General features: G+C 56.2%; 23 protein-coding genes. 15 read left to right on the plus strand and 8 right to left on the minus strand.

Features of this window, described 5'->3' with window-relative positions:
• A partial coding sequence (locus ABJM11_RS20655; RefSeq protein ID WP_348295241.1) for a 4Fe-4S dicluster domain-containing protein occupies positions 1-267 on the plus strand: 267 nt, incomplete at its 5' end.
• Positions 268-366: 99 nt separating this feature from the next.
• Here the strand turns inward: ABJM11_RS20655 and ABJM11_RS20660 are convergent.
• The 6 genes from ABJM11_RS20660 to ABJM11_RS20685 form a co-directional block, all read right to left on the minus strand.
• Complete coding sequence (locus ABJM11_RS20660; protein ID WP_348295242.1) at positions 367-828, minus strand: peptidylprolyl isomerase; 462 nt, start codon at positions 826-828, stop codon at positions 367-369.
• Between the two features lie 203 nt (positions 829-1,031).
• Positions 1,032-1,601, minus strand: coding sequence for a DUF1285 domain-containing protein (locus ABJM11_RS20665; protein WP_348295243.1), 570 nt, complete (start codon positions 1,599-1,601; stop codon positions 1,032-1,034).
• A gap of 25 nt (positions 1,602-1,626) precedes the next feature.
• Positions 1,627-2,076, minus strand: coding sequence for a histidine phosphatase family protein (locus ABJM11_RS20670; protein WP_348295244.1), 450 nt, complete (start codon positions 2,074-2,076; stop codon positions 1,627-1,629).
• A 17-nt stretch (positions 2,077-2,093) separates the two neighbouring features.
• Positions 2,094-3,161, minus strand: a complete 1,068-nt coding sequence (locus tag ABJM11_RS20675) for an NAD(P)H-dependent glycerol-3-phosphate dehydrogenase (protein WP_348295245.1) — start codon at positions 3,159-3,161, stop codon at positions 2,094-2,096.
• A 78-nt stretch (positions 3,162-3,239) separates the two neighbouring features.
• Positions 3,240-3,731 (minus strand): STAS domain-containing protein, encoded by a 492-nt coding sequence (locus tag ABJM11_RS20680; protein WP_348295246.1) that lies wholly within the window; start codon positions 3,729-3,731, stop codon positions 3,240-3,242.
• 14 nt (positions 3,732-3,745) lie between these two features.
• Positions 3,746-4,960, minus strand: a complete 1,215-nt coding sequence (locus ABJM11_RS20685) for a SpoIIE family protein phosphatase (protein ID WP_348295247.1) — start codon at positions 4,958-4,960, stop codon at positions 3,746-3,748.
• 114 nt (positions 4,961-5,074) lie between these two features.
• On the opposite strand from ABJM11_RS20685, the gene ABJM11_RS20690 reads away from it, so the two are divergent.
• Positions 5,075-6,541, plus strand: a complete 1,467-nt coding sequence (locus tag ABJM11_RS20690) for a phosphohydrolase (protein WP_348295248.1) — start codon at positions 5,075-5,077, stop codon at positions 6,539-6,541.
• A gap of 38 nt (positions 6,542-6,579) precedes the next feature.
• Here ABJM11_RS20690 and ABJM11_RS20695 read toward each other — a convergent pair whose 3' ends face one another.
• Positions 6,580-7,596, minus strand: coding sequence for an FAD-dependent oxidoreductase (locus ABJM11_RS20695; RefSeq protein ID WP_348295249.1), 1,017 nt, complete (start codon positions 7,594-7,596; stop codon positions 6,580-6,582).
• A 72-nt stretch (positions 7,597-7,668) separates the two neighbouring features.
• Here ABJM11_RS20695 and ABJM11_RS20700 point away from each other — a divergent pair, with 72 nt between their 5' ends.
• From ABJM11_RS20700 to ABJM11_RS20745, 10 genes are all read left to right on the plus strand, one after another.
• On the plus strand, positions 7,669-8,625 hold the full coding sequence (locus ABJM11_RS20700) for an acyl-CoA desaturase (protein ID WP_348295250.1): 957 nt from the start codon (positions 7,669-7,671) through the stop codon (positions 8,623-8,625).
• The gene (locus ABJM11_RS20705) at positions 8,622-9,089 is read left to right on the plus strand and encodes a nuclear transport factor 2 family protein (protein WP_348295251.1); all 468 of its coding nucleotides are present in this window, start codon (positions 8,622-8,624) and stop codon (positions 9,087-9,089) included. The genes ABJM11_RS20700 and ABJM11_RS20705 overlap by 4 nt, the downstream gene beginning before the upstream one ends.
• Positions 9,086-9,886, plus strand: coding sequence for an SDR family NAD(P)-dependent oxidoreductase (locus ABJM11_RS20710; RefSeq protein ID WP_348295252.1), 801 nt, complete (start codon positions 9,086-9,088; stop codon positions 9,884-9,886). Before ABJM11_RS20705 ends, ABJM11_RS20710 begins: the two co-directional genes overlap by 4 nt.
• A complete protein-coding gene (locus tag ABJM11_RS20715; RefSeq protein WP_348295253.1) occupies positions 9,883-11,148 on the plus strand; it encodes an FAD-dependent oxidoreductase in 1,266 nt (421 codons plus the stop codon). The genes ABJM11_RS20710 and ABJM11_RS20715 overlap by 4 nt, the downstream gene beginning before the upstream one ends.
• Before the next feature lie 2 nt (positions 11,149-11,150).
• A complete protein-coding gene (locus ABJM11_RS20720) occupies positions 11,151-12,074 on the plus strand; it encodes a DUF1365 domain-containing protein (protein ID WP_348295254.1) in 924 nt (307 codons plus the stop codon).
• Positions 12,062-13,333: a cyclopropane-fatty-acyl-phospholipid synthase family protein gene (locus ABJM11_RS20725; RefSeq protein ID WP_348295255.1), complete on the plus strand. Its 1,272-nt coding sequence runs from the start codon at positions 12,062-12,064 to the stop codon at positions 13,331-13,333. Before ABJM11_RS20720 ends, ABJM11_RS20725 begins: the two co-directional genes overlap by 13 nt.
• Positions 13,330-13,851: a DUF2878 domain-containing protein gene (locus ABJM11_RS20730; protein ID WP_348295256.1), complete on the plus strand. Its 522-nt coding sequence runs from the start codon at positions 13,330-13,332 to the stop codon at positions 13,849-13,851. Before ABJM11_RS20725 ends, ABJM11_RS20730 begins: the two co-directional genes overlap by 4 nt.
• Entirely contained in the window at positions 13,848-14,582 is a 735-nt protein-coding gene (locus ABJM11_RS20735; RefSeq protein WP_348295257.1) for a hypothetical protein, read from the plus strand. Before ABJM11_RS20730 ends, ABJM11_RS20735 begins: the two co-directional genes overlap by 4 nt.
• A gap of 88 nt (positions 14,583-14,670) precedes the next feature.
• On the plus strand, positions 14,671-15,483 hold the full coding sequence (xthA, locus tag ABJM11_RS20740) for an exodeoxyribonuclease III (protein WP_348295258.1): 813 nt from the start codon (positions 14,671-14,673) through the stop codon (positions 15,481-15,483).
• Positions 15,484-15,502: 19 nt separating this feature from the next.
• Positions 15,503-16,132, plus strand: a complete 630-nt coding sequence (locus ABJM11_RS20745) for a TetR/AcrR family transcriptional regulator (RefSeq protein ID WP_348295259.1) — start codon at positions 15,503-15,505, stop codon at positions 16,130-16,132.
• Between the two features lie 23 nt (positions 16,133-16,155).
• Here the strand turns inward: ABJM11_RS20745 and ABJM11_RS20750 are convergent, their stop codons facing one another.
• Positions 16,156-16,575 carry a phasin family protein gene (locus ABJM11_RS20750; protein ID WP_348295260.1) on the minus strand — a complete coding sequence of 140 codons (420 nt, stop codon included), beginning with the start codon at positions 16,573-16,575 and terminating at the stop codon, positions 16,156-16,158.
• A gap of 391 nt (positions 16,576-16,966) precedes the next feature.
• On the opposite strand from ABJM11_RS20750, the gene ABJM11_RS20755 reads away from it, so the two are divergent.
• The 3 genes from ABJM11_RS20755 to ABJM11_RS20765 all read left to right on the plus strand — a co-directional run bounded on the left by ABJM11_RS20755 (position 16,967) and on the right by ABJM11_RS20765 (position 18,365).
• A complete protein-coding gene (locus tag ABJM11_RS20755; RefSeq protein WP_348295261.1) occupies positions 16,967-17,407 on the plus strand; it encodes a YeeE/YedE family protein in 441 nt (146 codons plus the stop codon).
• A gap of 3 nt (positions 17,408-17,410) precedes the next feature.
• A complete protein-coding gene (locus ABJM11_RS20760; RefSeq protein WP_348295262.1) occupies positions 17,411-17,836 on the plus strand; it encodes a DUF6691 family protein in 426 nt (141 codons plus the stop codon).
• Between the two features lie 97 nt (positions 17,837-17,933).
• On the plus strand, positions 17,934-18,365 hold the full coding sequence (locus ABJM11_RS20765; protein ID WP_348295263.1) for a TIGR01244 family sulfur transferase: 432 nt from the start codon (positions 17,934-17,936) through the stop codon (positions 18,363-18,365).
• The last annotated feature ends 7 nt before the right edge of the window (positions 18,366-18,372 follow it).

The following is an 18,372-nucleotide window of genomic DNA, read 5'->3' on the forward strand; positions in this document are numbered from 1 at the left end:
GAGGAAGACCAGCCGGTTCACCTGAAGCTGTCTGACCCGGAGATTCCCATCAAGGAGAACCTGCCGAAGTACAACGAGCCTGCGCAGCGCTACTGCCCGGCTGGCGTGTATGAAGTGGTTGAGGCTGACGATGGCAGTGGCAAGAAGTTCCAGATCAACGCGCAGAACTGCGTGCACTGCAAAACCTGCGACATCAAGGACCCCGCTCAGAATATTACCTGGGTGACGCCGGAAGGCGGCGGTGGCCCGAATTACCCGAATATGTAATTCGGCGTATTGGAAAAACGGCCCTTGTGGGCCGTTTTTTTATGCCTGAACAAAAAAACGGCCCACAAGGGGCCGCTTTTCATACAACCGGAAAAGCGGTCAGTGAGCGTGACCGTGCTCTTGCTCTTCATCGGTTGCTTCGCGCGCTTCAACCACTTCCACATCAAAATGCAGGGTCTGGCCTGCCAGCGGGTGGTTTGCGTCGATAGTGACAGTTTCGTCGCCTACTTCCACAACACGAACTACCTGGGGGCCACCCGGAGTCTGTGCCTGGAATTGCATGCCCGGCTCGATGGTGTCCACACCTTCAAACGCGGAACGGGGAACCGGCTGAACCAGCTCTTCGTTGACTTCGCCGTAACCTTCACCGGGCTCAACAGATACTTTCACCTGATCGCCGGCGCTCTTTTCGTTCAGCGCATTTTCCAGTCCGCCGATGATGTTCTGAGCACCTTCCAGATAAGACAGAGGCTCGCGACCTTCTACACGGGAGGAATCCAGTTCTTCTCCCTGGTCGTTGGTGAGCGTGTAGTGGATGGTGACAACACGAGGTTGGGCCATGTGATCTCCTTGCGTGTCGCAATGACTGTTTGATTTAAATTTGGGTAATCGAAAGTGATCTTGAACAGCCAGACTGCACAGAGGGACTTACGACCACCGGGCCTCGTTAGAGAGCCAGGCTCGGTAACAAGTTCGAAAATACAGTTTAACAAGTGTCGTACTGCGTTTTCTACCGTCAGTTATTTGGGCCGGCGCCCCTGAATTCAACCGTTGGCGGCAATTTTATAGAAATTTCCGTTACTCCAGACACCTATAGCAGTTTCGCCTGCACCGGCCTCCTCGGTCACAAGATCTGCCAGATCGTAATAAGCGGCGGTGACAAGCCGCGCTTCAATGCCATAGCGCACATCTACCACTGGCCGGGGCTCATCGGTACCTGCGTAGGTTCCAACGTGTAGCGGGTGTGCCTCACCTATTTCCAGGGTTTCGCCGGTATTGGTTGTCACGGAGAGCACCTGCTCCATGCCTTCGCCGGTCGCATTGAGGGAATGAGCAAGAAGCGGCGCATCCTCAACACTAATCCGCCACTTCTCTACTGGCGTGACCAAGTAGTAGTGTCCATCCTCCTCACGCCGCAGGATGGTGGAAAATAACCGTACAATTGCCTCGCGGCCGATGGGCTTGCCCTCATAGAGCCACTGGCCGTCTCGGGCGATGACGATATCGATAGTTCCCGACAGTTCCGGATTCCACTTATCCAGAGGCGGCAAGCCTTTATCAGAGGCCTGGGCCTGCTCAACCTGCTCGGCAATGGTTTCTGGCTTCTGGGTCATAAACAAGATTCCTGAGTAAGTCCGGTTACGGCAGAAACTGCGCCCTGAGGTCTGCGCAACCCGGCCCGGCAACGGGCATTTCGAGTACGACGGCCTGGGCGGTCATGAAGGGAATACCTTTGCGGTGACCATCAACCAGCAACGTCGAAAGACTGCCGACAAAAGGCATATGAGAGACTATCAACAGCTGTGACGGCGCCGTTTCGATCAGCTCATCGAGGCAGCGCCCCGGGTCATCGTCCGGGGTGATGTAGTCTTTTTCGGTAACTGCACAATTGAGAATCTCTGAAGCGATCGCTGCGGTCTGGCGGGCACGCACCAGTGGGCTGCACCAGATGTATTCCGGTCGCCAGGGCGACTCCGCAATCTGCGCGGCAACCTCCGCTACACCCTGCCGGCCGAATTCGGTCAGCTCCCGCTCCCTGTCGAGGGTGTGCCAGCCGGCTTCACCGTGACGCATGATAATCAGATGCACTGTTTACCTCCGACTCACTATTGGCTAAGAGTTCGAGGCAGAATGAATTCTACGTCGGAATTCTGCACTGACATCATCAGACTGTTAATCACTGCGCTGATGGATGCACCATCATAAAGTATTTCATACAGCGCCCTTACCAGGGGCATGTAGATGCCAATGGACTCGGATTTTTCCTTGACCAGTTTGAGGGTGTAAATACCCTCGGCCACCTGCCCCAGTTCGGCAACGGCATCGTCCAGCGCCTGCCCTTTGCCGACAGCGTACCCCACACGGTAATTGCGACTTTTCGGGGAGGTACAGGTGACGATCAGGTCTCCGACGCCCGCCAGCCCCATAAAGGTCATCGGGTTGGCCCCCAGGCTGACAGCGAAGCGGCTCATCTCCGCCAGACCGCGGGTGATCAGCATCGCCTTGGCGTTTTCGCCAAGATCCCGCGCCGAGGCCAGCCCGGCCACAATGGCATAGATGTTTTTAAGTGCGCCTGCCAGCTCGACGCCATAAACGTCGACGTTCGCGTAAACCCGAAGGTATTCGCAGCCCAGAAGCTCCTGAACGGTCCGGCGGACATCCGGGTCCTTGGCCGCGATAACCGTAGCTGTCAGATCCTGACTGACAATTTCCCCAGCCAGGTTTGGGCCGCTGAGAACACCGATCCGGCAGCGGGGTATTTCTTCCTGCAGAATCTCGCTCATCAGTTTGAAACCGTGTTCCTCTATGCCTTTGGTGAGGCTGACAACAATCTGGCCTTCACGGAATTCGGCGCTGTTGTCGCGGATAACGGCCCGGAATGCTTTGCTGGGAATGGCGACCAATACGATTTCGGCCTTGCCTATTGCATCCGAAAGACTGGTTGTTGGCTGGATGTCACCAGTCAGCCTCACGTCCGGCATGTAGCGGCTGTTAATGCCGGTATCGCGGATCTCATCGGCCTGGGCTGAATCACGCATCCAGAAATGTACGGTATGGCCGTTTTCTCCAAGAACCTTGGCCATGGCGGTGCCGAAACTACCGCCGCCGAGAACTGCCACATCGTGGCCTGTCGGAGCAGTCTCCATTGGCCGTGGGGCTTTATTATCAGGCATAGTTGTTCCGTTGTTGCTTGCTTATCGTTGGCCCGGTACGGCCGGCAGGAATGGATAATACGATGACGGTCTCCGGTTTTAACCGGACTCTTCGCATTCCAGGGCGCGCACCAGGTTCCTGAATTCCTCCCGGTTACGGCTATTCAGTCCCATCAACACCCGGTGAGCTTCCAGAACCTTGTCCCGGACGTCCTGCTCGCTGGCACGCAACACGGGTATTTCTTCCAGCTCCTCGATGCGGGAGGCGGGTTCACGAACAATAATGAAAATCTTGTCGAACCCCATGGAAGTAATGATTCGGGTTATATCCGGGTTAGTGGAAATCATCGTTGGCAGGAAATTGCTGCGCTTCTGGGCGGCCATGGCTATCTTGGCGAGCAGCCCAAGGGTGGTGCTGTCGATAATCTCGGTTTCCGTGAGATCAATAACCACCGTTTTGAACTCGGGGTCCTGGGTAATGGACTCAACGAGATTGTCCAGCGTCGAACACAGGTTCAGCCGGATTTCGCCAATAAACTTGAGGACATAAATGCCCTGTTTTACAGCTTGCAGGATCTTGTAACCAGCCATTGAATCCATTGCCACTATTTCGACGTTGGGCTATCGGCGTCCGGCGCCGGAGCGATATCCGTAACTGATACGATAGCAATATCGTCAGGTAACTCTGTGATCTCGTCGAGATTCAGAGCGTCGCTCAGCGAAGCAATAGTGTGACTACCTCCCGAGACGAGTTCAAGTAATGTCTTTTCCTTTTCATCAAGGCTTTTGGCCTTGATGACCTCCAGTATACCGTCTGAGAACAATATAAGGCGAAATGGTTGCTCCAGTGGTACTTCGTACACTTCCCACTCAGGCGCCTCAAACAGCCCTACCGGCAACCCGCTACCTTCGAGAAAGGCCGTTGGGCCACCTTCGAACGACAGGATGGGCATGGGGAAGTGCGCACCCACGGAGTAGCGCAGGCGCCTGTCACTGGTAGAGATAATCCCCACAAACACCGTGACGTGCTTGCCAAGGCCCGTATCGAGCAACTCCGAATTGATTCGCTCAAGGAAGCGCTCGGGGTAAAGGATGTCGTCGCTGGAACCCCGTCGCAGGTTGCGCTGAAGGCGGTTCGTCAGGTTCTTCAGCAATACGGTTACGAACGCCGAACTGGCCCCATGGCCGGATACATCCGCAATGTAGACCAGCACTTTATCTTCAGAAATACGAAAGTAATCGAGAAAGTCACCACTGAGAAACAACGAAGGTTTGATCAGGTGGTTGATTGAAAGCCCGGCCAGCACCTGCTCGTTGTCTGGTAGCATGCGCAGCTGAACCTTGCGCCCTGCCCGCTGGTCGGCCCGCAACTCGGCAATCCCGTCACGCAGGTCGCGGTTGGCTTCTTCCAGTTCCTGCCGATAAAGCTGATTGAGACGGTTAACCCGCACCCGGTCAAAGAGCTTACCGATGACGTCATCCAGCGCACCCCGGTCGTCCGAACAGGGTTTGAGTACAATGTCAGCTGCACCGGCCCGCAGAGCGTTCACCACCTCCGGAGCATCTTCGGTGGAGTAACAGGCTACAATCGGTGTGAAGGTTTCGGCGTCCTCCAGCCTGGACGCAAGTTCACCAATGGCCTCGGGTGGCATGTCGGCGAAAATGATGTCCGGAATATTGTCATTGAACAGGGCGCGTGCCGAATTCAGGTCCGGATAGCCGGTCACGTAGAAACCCCGGGCTTCAAGGTACCGGCCCAGCTCCGAACGGGCGTGCTCATCCGAATCAATTATAAGAATGCGCTCGGTGCGCGCTGTCATGGTTCTTGCCCTAAACTACCATCGGTAAACGGGAAATTGGTTTTCTGATATCTATTCTGGCATGCCCCTGTGATATAACAAGACATGTTTGCTGTTTTTGGGAGGTTGTAATCTATGAGAAGTGCCGTAAATGATCTGCTCGGGGCCTATGACAAGCTGATCATGGACCCGGTTCATGGCGGCATTCCGCTATACCGGCATGAGATAAAGGTTATCGACCATCCCCTGTTCCAGCGTCTGCGCAATATCTGCCAGAACGACATCCTGAGCCTGGTGTTCCCGGGTGCAACACACTCCCGTTTCCTGCACAGCATTGGTGTCATGCATGTGGGCACCCGCATGTTCCGGTCGATGATCGACGCCTATCTGCGGGAGCGGCAATTGAGCGACCAGACCGACCTGAGTCTGAGCCAGCTGGATGCCATCGACTACCTGGCGAAAACCATACGCCTGGGTTGCCTGTTGCACGACAGTGGCCACTCCAGTTTTTCCCATCAGTTCACCCAGGCCCGCCGGATTCACGACCTTATGTCTCGCGCTGACCGTTTCGATGACCTCTGGGAAGGCGTTGATTACTCGCTGTACCACTCGGAGCGGCCGGTGGAGCTTGAGCACGAACATTATTCCGTCCGTGTCGCCCATGAGGTGCTCAGTTCCATCGACCTGGATTCCGCCGGACTGGACGCCAGAGACGTCATTGGAATCATGGAAACCACGGATGTAGCGCCCAGTGAGGCTTTCTGTCGCCACGCCCGCACCTTCTGGAACTTCATTGCCGGAGAGGACGCCGAATCCGGAGTGCTTAGCGAGGCCGATACGCCCGGGCTTGTCATGGACCTTTTGTCATCCATCGTGTCCGGCGAGATTGATGCGGACCGGGCCGACTATATGCTTCGGGACGGATTCCACTCCTCCGTGACCATTGGCGGGTTCAACCTGGACCATCTGCTGAGTAACCTGCGCTTCGGCTGGGATGTGCGCGAGCCGTGGCTTGGCCTGGCTATTACCCAGAAAGGTCTGGGTGCCCTGGAAGACTTTGTCTACAGCCGCCACCAGATGTACCGCAAGGTCTATGCCCACAAGACGGCACTCGGGTTCGACTGGCTGCTGAGAGAAGCCATTAACGAGGTACTGGAAGACCCTGAGATCTTCGACTGGGTGGACACCTGCCTCAGTAACATGCGGTATTTCGCGGAACTCACCGACAGTTTTTTCTGGGAGGCGTTTCGAAAGGTGGCGCGCAAGAAACCGTCAAGCTATTCCCGGTGTATTGTGGATCGTATAAAGCTGAATCACCTGGACACCCGCGAGGACCTGTCATCCACGGGCATCACCGAACACAGCGGCTGGCTGGCACGTGAACTGAACCTGAACCCGGAACAGGTAGTGACCTGCTCCATGCGGGCGCGGTTCTCCAATATTCAGGACAATTTCAACGGCATCAAAGTGCTGACCAGGGACCCGATCAACCGTTCCCGTTCCCTGAAAAAGATTACCGACGTCAGTGCGTTCTTCAGCAAGTTCAGTGATGGAACCATCAGCCACTTCTATGTGCGCCCGGATGTTCTTGGCCAGACCTGAGTCGCTGTAATGGCTCTGGGCCCGAAAAAAGAGTTCTCTCAACGGGCCAGTATTTTTTCCGCCAGCCCCTTGGCACTCTCGAACGCTCCTTCTACGCGTCCACCGCTCAGCCAGTCGCCAGCCAGACCTATGCGGTGGTCGGCAAACCAGCGGAAACCGGGATTGTCGCCGGATGACGATTTGGCGTAGAGCCAGCGATGGGAAACCAGCTCGTCAGGTCGGGTATCGCTCCCGATAACACGCTGAAATGCTGCGACCATTGCTTCGGCCACCTTGTCAGGCGCGGTGTCCTGGTGACGGTGGGACCACTCCGGGTTGGCATGCAGGATCCACCATTCGCCATGGTCGTCCCGGCCGGGTTTGCTGGAATTGTTGGCGATCCAGTAAAGCACGGCGTCCTGGCAGCGCATCCCTTCATAAGGTTGCTTCAGTGGCTGCGAAAAGTGCAATGCAGTCGCCCAGCACGGCTGGATGTGGCTGACAGACTCATCCAGCGCCTGAGCAAGCGTCCGCAGCTCGCTGTTACGGAAAAGTTCCTGCGTCTGTGCCGGTGGTGCTGTGACCAGAACCGCATCAAAGGGCCCGTATGAGTTGCCGTCAGTGTCCTGCAAGGTCCACTCCCGCCCCTCGCCAACCAGGCGTTCAATGCGTGTTTCGACGCGTAAATCCAACGTTGAGGACAAACCCCGGGTAATGGCGGTCATTCGGGGAATGCCGACATAGCGTTTTTCATCCGGAAAGGACTCCCACTCTCCACCGGGACTCTGATAGCCAAACCGCCCCTCCCATGGGCCAAAACAGGCCTCGCCCGCATGACGGGCGAGGAAGCGGAAAAATGCCGGGTTTCTGGCGGTGAAATACTGGGCGCCGATGTCGGCGGAACCACCAGGCACGCGTTTTGCGGCCATGCGACCACCCGGCCCGCGGCTTTTTTCGAACACAGTAACGGCAAGGTTTTCGTCCCTGAGCAAAAGACTGGCTGAAAGGCCGGCGAGCCCTGAACCAACTATCGCTACCCGGCGTATAACAGGCATCTGATCGGTTTGGTTAAACATCGTTTATCGTGCATCCAGGATCGGTTGAAGAAACGTAACAGAGTAAACCACGAACTAAAGGGCAATCAGGGTATGACCCGAGTGCAAAACTGGCTGACAAACATTCTGAGATGGTTCGACTCGACTGCGGGTTCAGATCACCTCGACACTAGCTCGCGAACGTTCAATTTTCTACGGGTGGTGCCCTTTATAGCACTTCACCTGGCGTGCCTGCTGGTCATCTTCACCGGCACAAGTACCTTTGCGGTGGTGTTCGCGGCGGCGTTCTTCGCCGTGCGTATGTTTGCCATTACGGGCTTCTACCACCGGTATTTTGCTCATAAAACCTTTAAAACCAGCCGTGTGGCACAGTTTCTCTTCGGGATGCTCGGGGCCAGTGCTGCTCAACGGGGTCCGTTATGGTGGGCTGCTCACCACAGGCACCATCACCAGCACTCAGATGACGAAATGGACCTGCATTCTCCCCATCAGGGCGGTTTCTGGTGGTCCCATATCGGCTGGTTCACCTGTGATGCCGGTTTTGCGATGAATGAACGCCGGGTAAAAGACTGGATGAAATTCCCGGAACTCCGGTTCCTCAACCGTTTCGACTCACTGGTGCCAGCTGCCGCCGCGATTGCCATCTATGCCCTCGGCGAAGGCCTGGCTGTATGGGCACCGGAACTGGGCACGAACGGGCTCCAATTGCTGGTATGGGGATTTGTCATTTCCACGGTCGTGCTTTTCCATGCCACCGTTTCCATAAACTCGCTCTCCCATGTCTGGGGCAAGCGTCGATTCGCGACCGACGACGACAGCAGAAACAACGTCTGGCTGGCCCTGATTACCATGGGCGAAGGCTGGCATAACAATCACCATCGCTGGCCACAATCCGTGCGTCAGGGATTCAGGTGGTATGAGGTAGATATGACCTGGTACGGACTGTGGATACTCGAGCGCCTGGGAGTCATCTGGGACATGAACCCGATTCCAGAGCACATTCAGGAAGAAACCCGCCAACTGGACGCAATGAGGAGGAGAAGATCATGAGTACCGCCTCAATCATAGATATGGGCAACAGAAACTCGTCAGTACACGAAACACTGGCGCGCTTCCGGCAGCTGTTCAACAACCTCTGCGCAGGCAACATGGCCGAACTGGGCAGCGTTTACGGTGACAACGTTCGGTTTACCGACCCCTTCGCCACCGTTCGTGGGATTGATGAGCTCACTGAGTACTTTACAGGGGCCTACGCGAATGTCATTTCCTGCGGCTTCGACTTCGGCGACCCGGTGATCAGCGGTGAAGACGTATGCATTCCCTGGGTAATGCACCTCCAGCACAAGCGCATTCGCAAAGGCAAGGCTGTTAGTGTGGACGGTATCAGCCAGCTGGTGATTCGCGAAGGCTGCGTGATCTCCCACCGGGACTACTTCGATGTAGGCCAGCTGCTGTACGAGAACCTCCCGGTGATGGGTGGCGTTATTCGCTGGCTGAGGAATCAGGCAGGATGAACCGTCGACTTGATTCAGCATCCAATATCTGGATTACCGGCGCCAGTTCCGGCATTGGCGAGGCTGTGACCCGGGAGCTGGTGCAGCAAGGGCATCGCCTGGTTATCACCGGGCGCAGGCGGGACGCGCTCGACCAGTTGTGCACCCACGCCCCGGACCGGATGAAGGCCGCCCCGGCGGACACCACAGACAGGGAGGCGCTTCAGGCCATCAGTGCCGAGCTGGAAGCCTTTGGCAACCTGGATATGGCAATCCTCAATGCTGGCACCTGCGAGTACCTGGAAATTGCGGAATACGACAGCAGCATCATCGACCATAACGTAACCACCAACGTGGTTGGCACGGCCCGTTGCCTGGACATTGCCCTGCCTGCGCTTCGCCGCACGGCGCGGCAGGGGCGGCCGGCAACTCTGGTTATTGTCAGCTCATCGGCCTGGTGGTTCCCGTTCGGTCGCGCCGAGGGTTACGGTGCCTCCAAAGCGGCGCTGACCTATTTTGCGCACGCGCTCAGGGCGGACCTGGCTGCAGAAGGTATCGATGTGGTTGTGGTATCCCCGGGCTTCGTCAAAACGCCCCTGACTGATCGCAATGATTTCCCAATGCCATTTCTGGTTTCGGCAGACGATGCCGCCCAGCGAATCGTCTCCGGGCTTCGTAATGGTAAAAGGGAGATCGCTTTTCCAAAACGTTTCACATGGACGCTCAGGCTACTCGGCGCCCTGCCCCAGGTCATCATTGACCGTATGGCCGCCAGCATGAGCCGACAAAGCAGAAAAGAACAGGAATCCAGTGAATGAGTGAAAACCGTCAACGTATTGCAGTCATTGGCGCAGGTGTATCGGGGCTGACGACCGCCTGGCTATTGTCGGAAAAATACGACGTTGAGCTGTTTGAAGCCGGCAGTTATGCCGGCGGGCACACCAACACCGAATCGGTGAAGGCCGGTGGGCGCCAATGGCCGGTAAACACAGGCTTTATCGTCTTCAACGACTGGACCTACCCCAATTTCATCAAGCTGATGGATCGGCTGGGGGTCCAGTCGGAAGTCAGCGACATGAGCTTCAGCGTTGACTGCCATTCCTCCGGCTTGCAATACAATGGCACCAGCCTGAACACGCTGTTTGCACAACGCAGCAATTTGCTGAATCTGCCGTTCCTGCGAATGATCCGGGAGATTCTGAGATTCAACAAGGAGAGCCGTGCAGACCTGGCGGCAGGTACTATCGGCGATGAGGAGAGTCTCGGGGAATACCTCAACCGTAACGGTTATTCCAGGTATTTCCGCAAGTACTACATCGTACCCATGGGTGCCGCTATCTGGTCCGCGCCCGAGATCGTGCTGGAGCAGTTCCCCATCCGGTTTTTCCTGCAGTTCTTCAACAATCACGGCATGCTGTCGGTAGATGACAGGCCCACCTGGCGGGTCATTTCCGGCGGTTCGGCCCGCTACGTGGACGCCATGATGGGCCGTCTGGAGAACCATACCCACCTCAACAGCCCGGTAACCTCAGTGGTCCGACAGCAGGACAGGGTGCTGGTAACCGTCAACGGCGAGCAGCAGGCATTCGATCAGGTCGTGTTTGCCTGCCATAGCGACCAGGCGCTGGAAATGATCAAGGATCCGACAGCCACTGAGCTGGAAATACTCGGGGCAATCACCTACCAGCGCAATGATGTGGTTCTGCACACAGACAGTTCTGTGCTGCCCTCTAACAGGCGCGCATGGGCTGCCTGGAACTACTTCATTCCACAGCACAGCACAGAGCCGGTTTCCGTCACCTACAACATGAATATTCTGCAGAACTTCCACGATGCTCCGGAAACTTTCTGCGTGACTCTCAACCGTAGCGCGGACATTGACGAGGACCGTATCATCAAACGGTTCGACTACGCCCACCCGGTCTTTTCACTGGAAGCGGTTGCCGCCCAGAAACGTTACGGCGAAATCGGCGGCCACAACCGCAGCCATTTCTGCGGTGCTTACTGGTTCAACGGTTTTCACGAAGATGGCGTACTCAGTGCGCTGCGTGTCACCAGTGCCCTGGGCGTGGAGCTGTAACGATGAACGCTGCCGTGCAAGACGTGCTGACGGGCAATTGCCTCAACAGCCAGTGGCTGGAAGGTAGCATTCGCCACCGGCGCATGACACCTGTACGCCATGAATTCAGCTACAGCACCGGCATGTTGGCTCTCGACCTGCGTGAATGGCAGACGGTGACCCACATAAGCCCTCTGTTTTCGCTGGAGAAATTTAACTGGCTTTCACTTCGGCGCAGTGATTACTTCCAGCCCGAGAAGGACAACCTGCTGCAGGCTGTGACCAACCAGGTCCAGAGCGCTACCGGCTGGAAACCGGACGGTCCGGTGGAGCTGATAACCCACCCTCGTTACTTCGGGTATGTGTTTAATCCGGTCAGCTTCTACTTCTGCTACAACGCCGGTGACAGGCCCGGCAACGGCGCGGTACCCCGGGTTATTCTGGCCCAGATTACCAACACGCCCTGGAAAGACCGCCACGTGTATTGCCTTGAGAGTACCGGCGTGGAGCCAACCAGTGCCGGTTGGCGCACGGAACGCTTCGGATTCGGTAAACGCTTTCATGTCTCTCCTTTCAACCCGATGGACCAGCACTATCAGTGGACCTTCAGCTTTCGGGGGTCTGAGGTTCGCATTCACATGAACGTATTTCAGGATGACCGCAAACATTTTGACGCTACCCTGGTGGTCCGTCGCACCCCCCTGGATCGTAAAGAACTTCATCGAAGCCTCAGGCGGTTTCCCGTCGAAGCGCTGAAAGTGGTGGGCGGTATTTACTGGCACGCGCTGAAACTGAAGCTCAAGGGTGTGCCCTTTTTCACCCACCCGGACAAACTTCCCGAGCGAGACCCTGCTCACAGACTCGGGAGCGATGATTCAGGCCTGGACATTACCGAGGCCACAGACCGAACAAAGACAACCGGAAAGGTAAGCTCATGGAGAACCTGAACACCTCACTCGAATCAGCAGGCGCAGGCACACATGTGCCGCTGACCAACCGGGCGTCCCGGCACCTGGTGTGCCAGCAATTGTCGCTGCTGAAAGACGGCTCCCTGACGATCCGTGAGGCGGGCCAGCCAACCATGAGCTTCGGTGACGGCGATAGTCGCTATGACCCGGCAGAGCTGATCATCCATGACAGCAGCACCTGGAAGGACCTGCTGACTGGCGGCAGTATTGGTGCAGCGGAGTCTTATGTGGCGGGCGACTGGTCAACGCCGGACCTGGTGGCCCTTCTGCGCTTCTTTACTCGTAACGTGGACCGGATGAACGAATTTGAGGACCGGTTCAGCTGGATTACCAAACCGGCACTGAAAGGATTGCACTGGCTGAACCGAAACACCAAAGAGGGTTCCCGCAAGAACATCAGTGCCCATTATGATCTGGGGAACGAGCTATTCGAAACTTTCCTCGACCCCACCATGATGTACTCGTCCGCTATTTATTCGCGCCCTGAGTCGACGCTTGAAGAGGCGGCGGTGCACAAACTGGACACCATCTGCCGTAAGCTCGACCTGCAGCCTGGTGACCATGTCATGGAAATCGGTACCGGTTGGGGCGGCTTTGCGGTGCATGCCGCTAAGCACTTCGGCTGCCATGTAACCACCACCACAATTTCCCGTGAGCAGCTTGAACTGGCAAAAACGAAAGTCAAAGCGGAAGGCCTGGAAGACAGGATCACCCTGTTGTTTGAAGACTACAGGGATCTGGAAGGTCAGTTCGACAAACTGGTCTCCATCGAGATGATTGAAGCCGTTGGCCCGCAATTCCTGGACAGCTATTTTTCCCAGATCAGCCGGTTGCTGAAGCCGGACGGGCTGGCACTGATCCAGGCCATCAATATGCCGGAGCAACGCTATCGGCGGGCGCTGAAGAACGTGGATTTTATCCAGCGGTTCATCTTCCCGGGCAGTTTCATCCCCTCATTCGGAGCCATCCTGGGTTCTGTGCGCATCGGATCGGACCTGGTGATGACCCACGCGGAAGATATTGGCTTCCACTATGCCCGGACGCTGCACGACTGGTGCGAGCGGTTCATGGCAAACCGCGAGAAGCTTGAAAGCCAGGGTTACGATGAGGCCTTCCGCAGGCTCTGGCATTTCTACTTTGCCTACTGTGAGGCCGGATTCAGCGAGCGGGCCATCGGCGTGTCCCAGTTGGTGTTTGCCAAACCCGGCAACAAACGCGCGAATATCCTCAGCGTATGATTCAGTCAGAGATGGTTCGCAACACCGTCAATTTCGTCCTGTTCCAGACAGGATGGTTCATCTGCGTTCTTTTCCCGGGCCTTCCTGCCGCAGGTTTGGTGTTACTGCTGGTGGCCTTTCACCTGGTGTTCATCAGCAGGCACCGGTTTGCCGAACTCCAGTTCATTGGCGCCGGTGCCGTGCTTGGCGGCGTGCTGGACGGCATCTGGTTCCGGACCGGTATTCTTGACGATGGAACTGGCAGCGTTGAACTCACACCGGTGTGGTTGGTCGGCATCTGGGCAATATTCATGACCACGCTCTCCCATTCCCTGTCGTGGATCAGCAGCAGGGCCTGGCTGCCTTTCGTGTGTGCGCCCATTGCTGGCCCATTCGCCTACTGGTCGGCGAGTAAACTGGGCGCGGTTGAACTTCCTGACCTGACGTTGTCGCTGGCTGCACTGGCACTCGGCTGGCTGGTGGTGTTTCCGGCCCTGCTCTATCTACGCAGATCCCTTTACCCGGAGTTGACCCGATGAGACGAACAGCCGTCGTTATTGCCTGCTCCGTTGTTGCACTTTCGACCACGGCAGCGGAAGTTCGATTTACCGGTGAAGCCACCGCGCCAGACGATGACAGGGTTATCTACGCAGAACACCACCTTGTTGAAGGCGAGTGTGCCGCGGGGCTTTTCCGGCCCGGCACGCAGACCGTCAGCTACGTTCGCAACGGGAACAGTGAATTTGCCGAAAAGAAACTGACCTACGACGATTCGGTATTACGTCCAACCGTGGAGTTCCGCCAGCCGGATTTCAATGAAGCCATGAACATCACCAATCTGGATGACAGCAAGCTGCGGATTGAGTGGCAGACCCCAAGCGGCGACACCGAAAACTACACGGTAGAGGTTACTGAGGCCCTGGTGGCAGACGCCGGTTTTGACCACCTTGTGCGGGAGCACTGGCCAGCCGTGACTTCCGGAGAGCGGGTGAAATTTGATTTCCTTGCCCCCACTCGCGGTAAGGCCTACGGGTTTGTTCTTGAGCCCGCTCAGGATGATCGTATCAAGGCCGCATATACGATCCGGATAAAGCCCTCTGGCACCATACTGAGCTTCCTGGTGGACCCCATTCTGCTGGGCTACAATGAACAGGGGCTGCTGACCGACTACGTTGGGCTGACCAATATCCGCAAGGATAGAGACACTAACTACACCGCCCATATCCGTTATAGCGTCGAAACCGTTCCGGATTGTGAACTGACCCGCTGAATCCGTCCTCACAGCCAACGCGGACACCCCGGCCTGTTATGATAGACTTTCTGCTTTCCGACATACCTACGACAGAGAGTTTCCGCCGATGATGTTCGTCTCCTTCAATGTCAACAGTATCCGTACCCGGCTACATCAGCTTGAGGCTGTCATCAAAGAGCTCAACCCCGATGTCATCGGGTTACAGGAAACCAAGGTGAGAGACGAAGAGTTTCCGGTGGAAGCTATCCGGGAGCTGGGTTACCACGTTCACTTCCACGGCCAGAAAACCCATTACGGTGTCGCCCTGCTTTCGCGTCAGGAACCGGACAGCGTTCAGAAAGGTTACCCGTGGGACGGAGAGGATTCCCAACGCCGACTGGTGACAGGCCACTTCACTGTGAACGGACACAAATTGACGGTGATTAACGGTTATTTTCCCCAGGGAGAAAGCCGTGACCACCCTGTGAAGTTCCCCGCCAAAGAGAAGTTCTATGCCGACCTGATGCGGTATCTGGACGAACTCAAGTCGTCTGGCAACGAGATAGTGGTGATGGGGGACATGAATATTTCCCCCACCGACCTGGATATTGGCATCGGCGCCGACAATGCCAAACGCTGGCTCCGCACCGGCAAATGCAGCTTCCTTCCGGAGGAAAGGGAATGGCTGGGACAGGTAGAGAGTCGCGGATTTACCGATGTGTTCCGCCATCTGCACCCGGAGGAGGCGGACACCTTCAGCTGGTTTGATTATCGCAGCAAAGGGTTTGAGAGGGACCCGCGCCGGGGTCTGAGGATCGACCTGATCATGGCCAGTGACAACCTTCTTCCAAAGGCAAAGGAAGCCGGAGTGAACTACGACATTCGTGCCATGGAGCGGCCGTCGGACCATTGTCCGGTGTGGGCCAGCTTCGACATCTGATCCACCTCCAGGCCGCGTCATGAAAAAAATCAAAACCCGCGACCGCATTCTGGAAGCCAGCCTGATGCTGTTCAACAGCATCGGAGAGCCCAATGTCACTACCCTGCTGATATCTGACGAGCTGGACATTTCCCCCGGTAACCTCTATTACCATTTCAAGAGCAAGGGGGACATTGTCGGGGAGCTGTTCACCCGTTACGAGCACGAAATGCTCGATCTCCTGGCCGTGCCTGAAGACGCTGATATCACTCTGGACCAGCAGAGTTTTTTTCTGCATCTGCTGTTTGAAACCGTCGCGCGCTATCGTTTTCTGTACCAGGACCTGGTGAATGTACTGTCACGCTATGATCAGTTGCAGACCCGCTTCCGCCGTATACTCAAAAAGAAAACCGGTGGTTTCAGCACAATCTGTGAGAGTTTTCGACGCCAGGGTATTATGGAAATCACCGATGGAGAGCTGAACGCCCTGTGCGAGCAACTGACCCTGACCGCCTGTTACTGGAGCAGTTTCGACAGCCTGTCACATTTGGAAGACCGGGAGTCCATGGACCCGGGCCGTGGTGTCTACCAGATGATGTACCTGCTGCTACCCTATCTGGCGCCCGAGGAAAAAGAGCAGATCTATCTGATGAGCCAGGACTATCTCTGAGCCCCAGAGGTTGTCGTGACCGGTCATTCCTCCTCGGAACGGTCTTCTGATTCTTCCCGTAACCTGATGAGCTCCGCTTCGAGCGCCTGAATACGACGCTCCATGGCCTCAATTTCCTCACGCCGGTGAATGCCGAGACGGCGCAATGCCCCGGAAACCCGCTCGTCAAACAGGTGCTCAAGCCTGTCCCAGGTACCAGTGGCCTTGTCTCGCACATCCCCTACGCGGTCTTCCACCGACCGAACGTGCTTCTCCACAACACCGCGGGTCTTGCTTTCCAGTTGCTCACCTTCCTGAACCAGGCGCTCGAAGAACTTGCCGGCGTCTCCTTCTGCCTTGGTGTAGGCGCCCAGCCCGGCAAGCCAGATCTGCCTTGCGGACCCCTTGATCTTACCCGCCAGCTGTTCGTCGTTATCCGGCTTGTTCCCGTTTTCATCAGACATGTAAAACCTCGGAGGACATGGACTCTCTTACCCAGTGATTGTATTACAGCAGGCCCCGGATTTCAGTCAGCAACCCGAAATCTTCCGTAACGGCCTCTGATCGCTTGCTCTGAAACCCGCTCAATGAGCGGCTTTAGTATAAGCACACATTCAATATGAAAAAATGTGATCAAACGAATCGTTCGCTGGCTTGAAGTGTTCAAAATATGGTCAATACTTCACTGTACCGGTATCCCTGCTGATGCCGGTTTGTCTGGAAGTCTTTCATGGATACTACTCGCACGCCTCTGCCCGGCCATTAGCGCCGGGCTTTTTTTATGCCTCAATTTAGATATATAGTTATTACATAAATGCATATCTATAGATTGATTGTTTCACGAGGATGCGCTGCATGATTGAAATTGCATGGGAGAACTTTACCCCGTGGTCGGCGTTGGCCGGCGGAATCATTATTGGTTTATCGGCTGCCGGGTTCATATTGCTGAACGGTCGAATTGCCGGTATCAGCGGAATTCTTGGTGGTTTGCTAGTGCCGCAGAAACGTGATGTGCTCTGGCGCATTGCGTTCCTGGCGGGCATGCTTGCCGCTCCCCTGCTGTGGATGATGACAGCGGAACTGCCAGCCATCGAGATCAAAGCAAGCTATCCGGTCCTTATGGTGGCAGGACTGTTGGTGGGTATCGGCACACGCTACGGCTCCGGCTGTACCAGCGGCCACGGCGTTTGTGGCCTGTCCAGGCTATCCCCAAGATCTCTGGTTGCAACGCTGACCTTCATGGTTGCCGGCTTTGTGACGGTTTTTATCATCCGCCACCTGATGACAGGAGCCTGATCCATGAAATTCAATCTTGCTTCCTTTGGTGCTGGCCTCCTGTTCGGTTTTGGCCTGCTTGTCAGTGGCATGGCCAACCCCGAAAAAGTACTTGGTTTCCTCGATATTGCCGGGCAATGGGATCCTTCACTGGCTTTGGTTATGGGGGGTGCCATTCTCGTGGGCCTGTTCGCCTTCACCGTCGCAAAAAAACGCACGATTTCGTTCCTGGGCTTCGATATGCGTTTGCCTGCTTCGGGTCGCCTCGACAAGCGGCTTGTCGTTGGCAGCTTGGTGTTCGGAGCCGGCTGGGGGCTGGCAGGCTTCTGTCCGGGGCCAGGACTGGTTGCACTGGGCGCCGGAAAATCCGGAGCCCTGGTATTTGTGGCGGCGATGGTTGCTGGTATGGGCCTGTTCGAGGTCATCGAGAAACACCGGGCCACGAAATGAAATAACCCATCATGCCAATGCTCCCCGTCCCTCTGACACAGAGGGACTCACTATGGCATTATGCACAGGCTTTTCATGACTGATCAGAGGATTCCCAATGGACATCAGGCGCATTGATGAGACGATCTCCGTGGCCCCGCAGCTGTCGGTGGACGACATAGCCGAGGCGGCAAAACTGGGCTTCAAAACTCTCGTGGCAAACCGACCGGACGGCGAGGAACCTGGGCAACCAGCCATGGCTGACATCGAAGCCGCTGCTCGTGAAAAGGGTATGGAATGGGTTTATCTTCCGGTTGAATCCGGCAACATCCTGGATAACGACGTAGACCGCTTCGATGCAATGATCCGTGAGGCGGAAAAACCCGTATTGGCTTTCTGTCGCTCGGGAACACGTTGCACCGTTCTATGGGCGTTGAGCTCCGCCCGCTCCAAACCGGCGCAGGACATCATCAGCAAAGCCCGCAACGCTGGCTATGATATCGGCAGCCTGGGCCCAAGAATGGCTGAGCAGGCAACGAAGAACTCCTGAGCCCCCC

It is taken from the genome of Marinobacter sp. (assembly GCF_039977835.1).
GTDB lineage: Bacteria > Pseudomonadota > Gammaproteobacteria > Pseudomonadales > Oleiphilaceae > Marinobacter.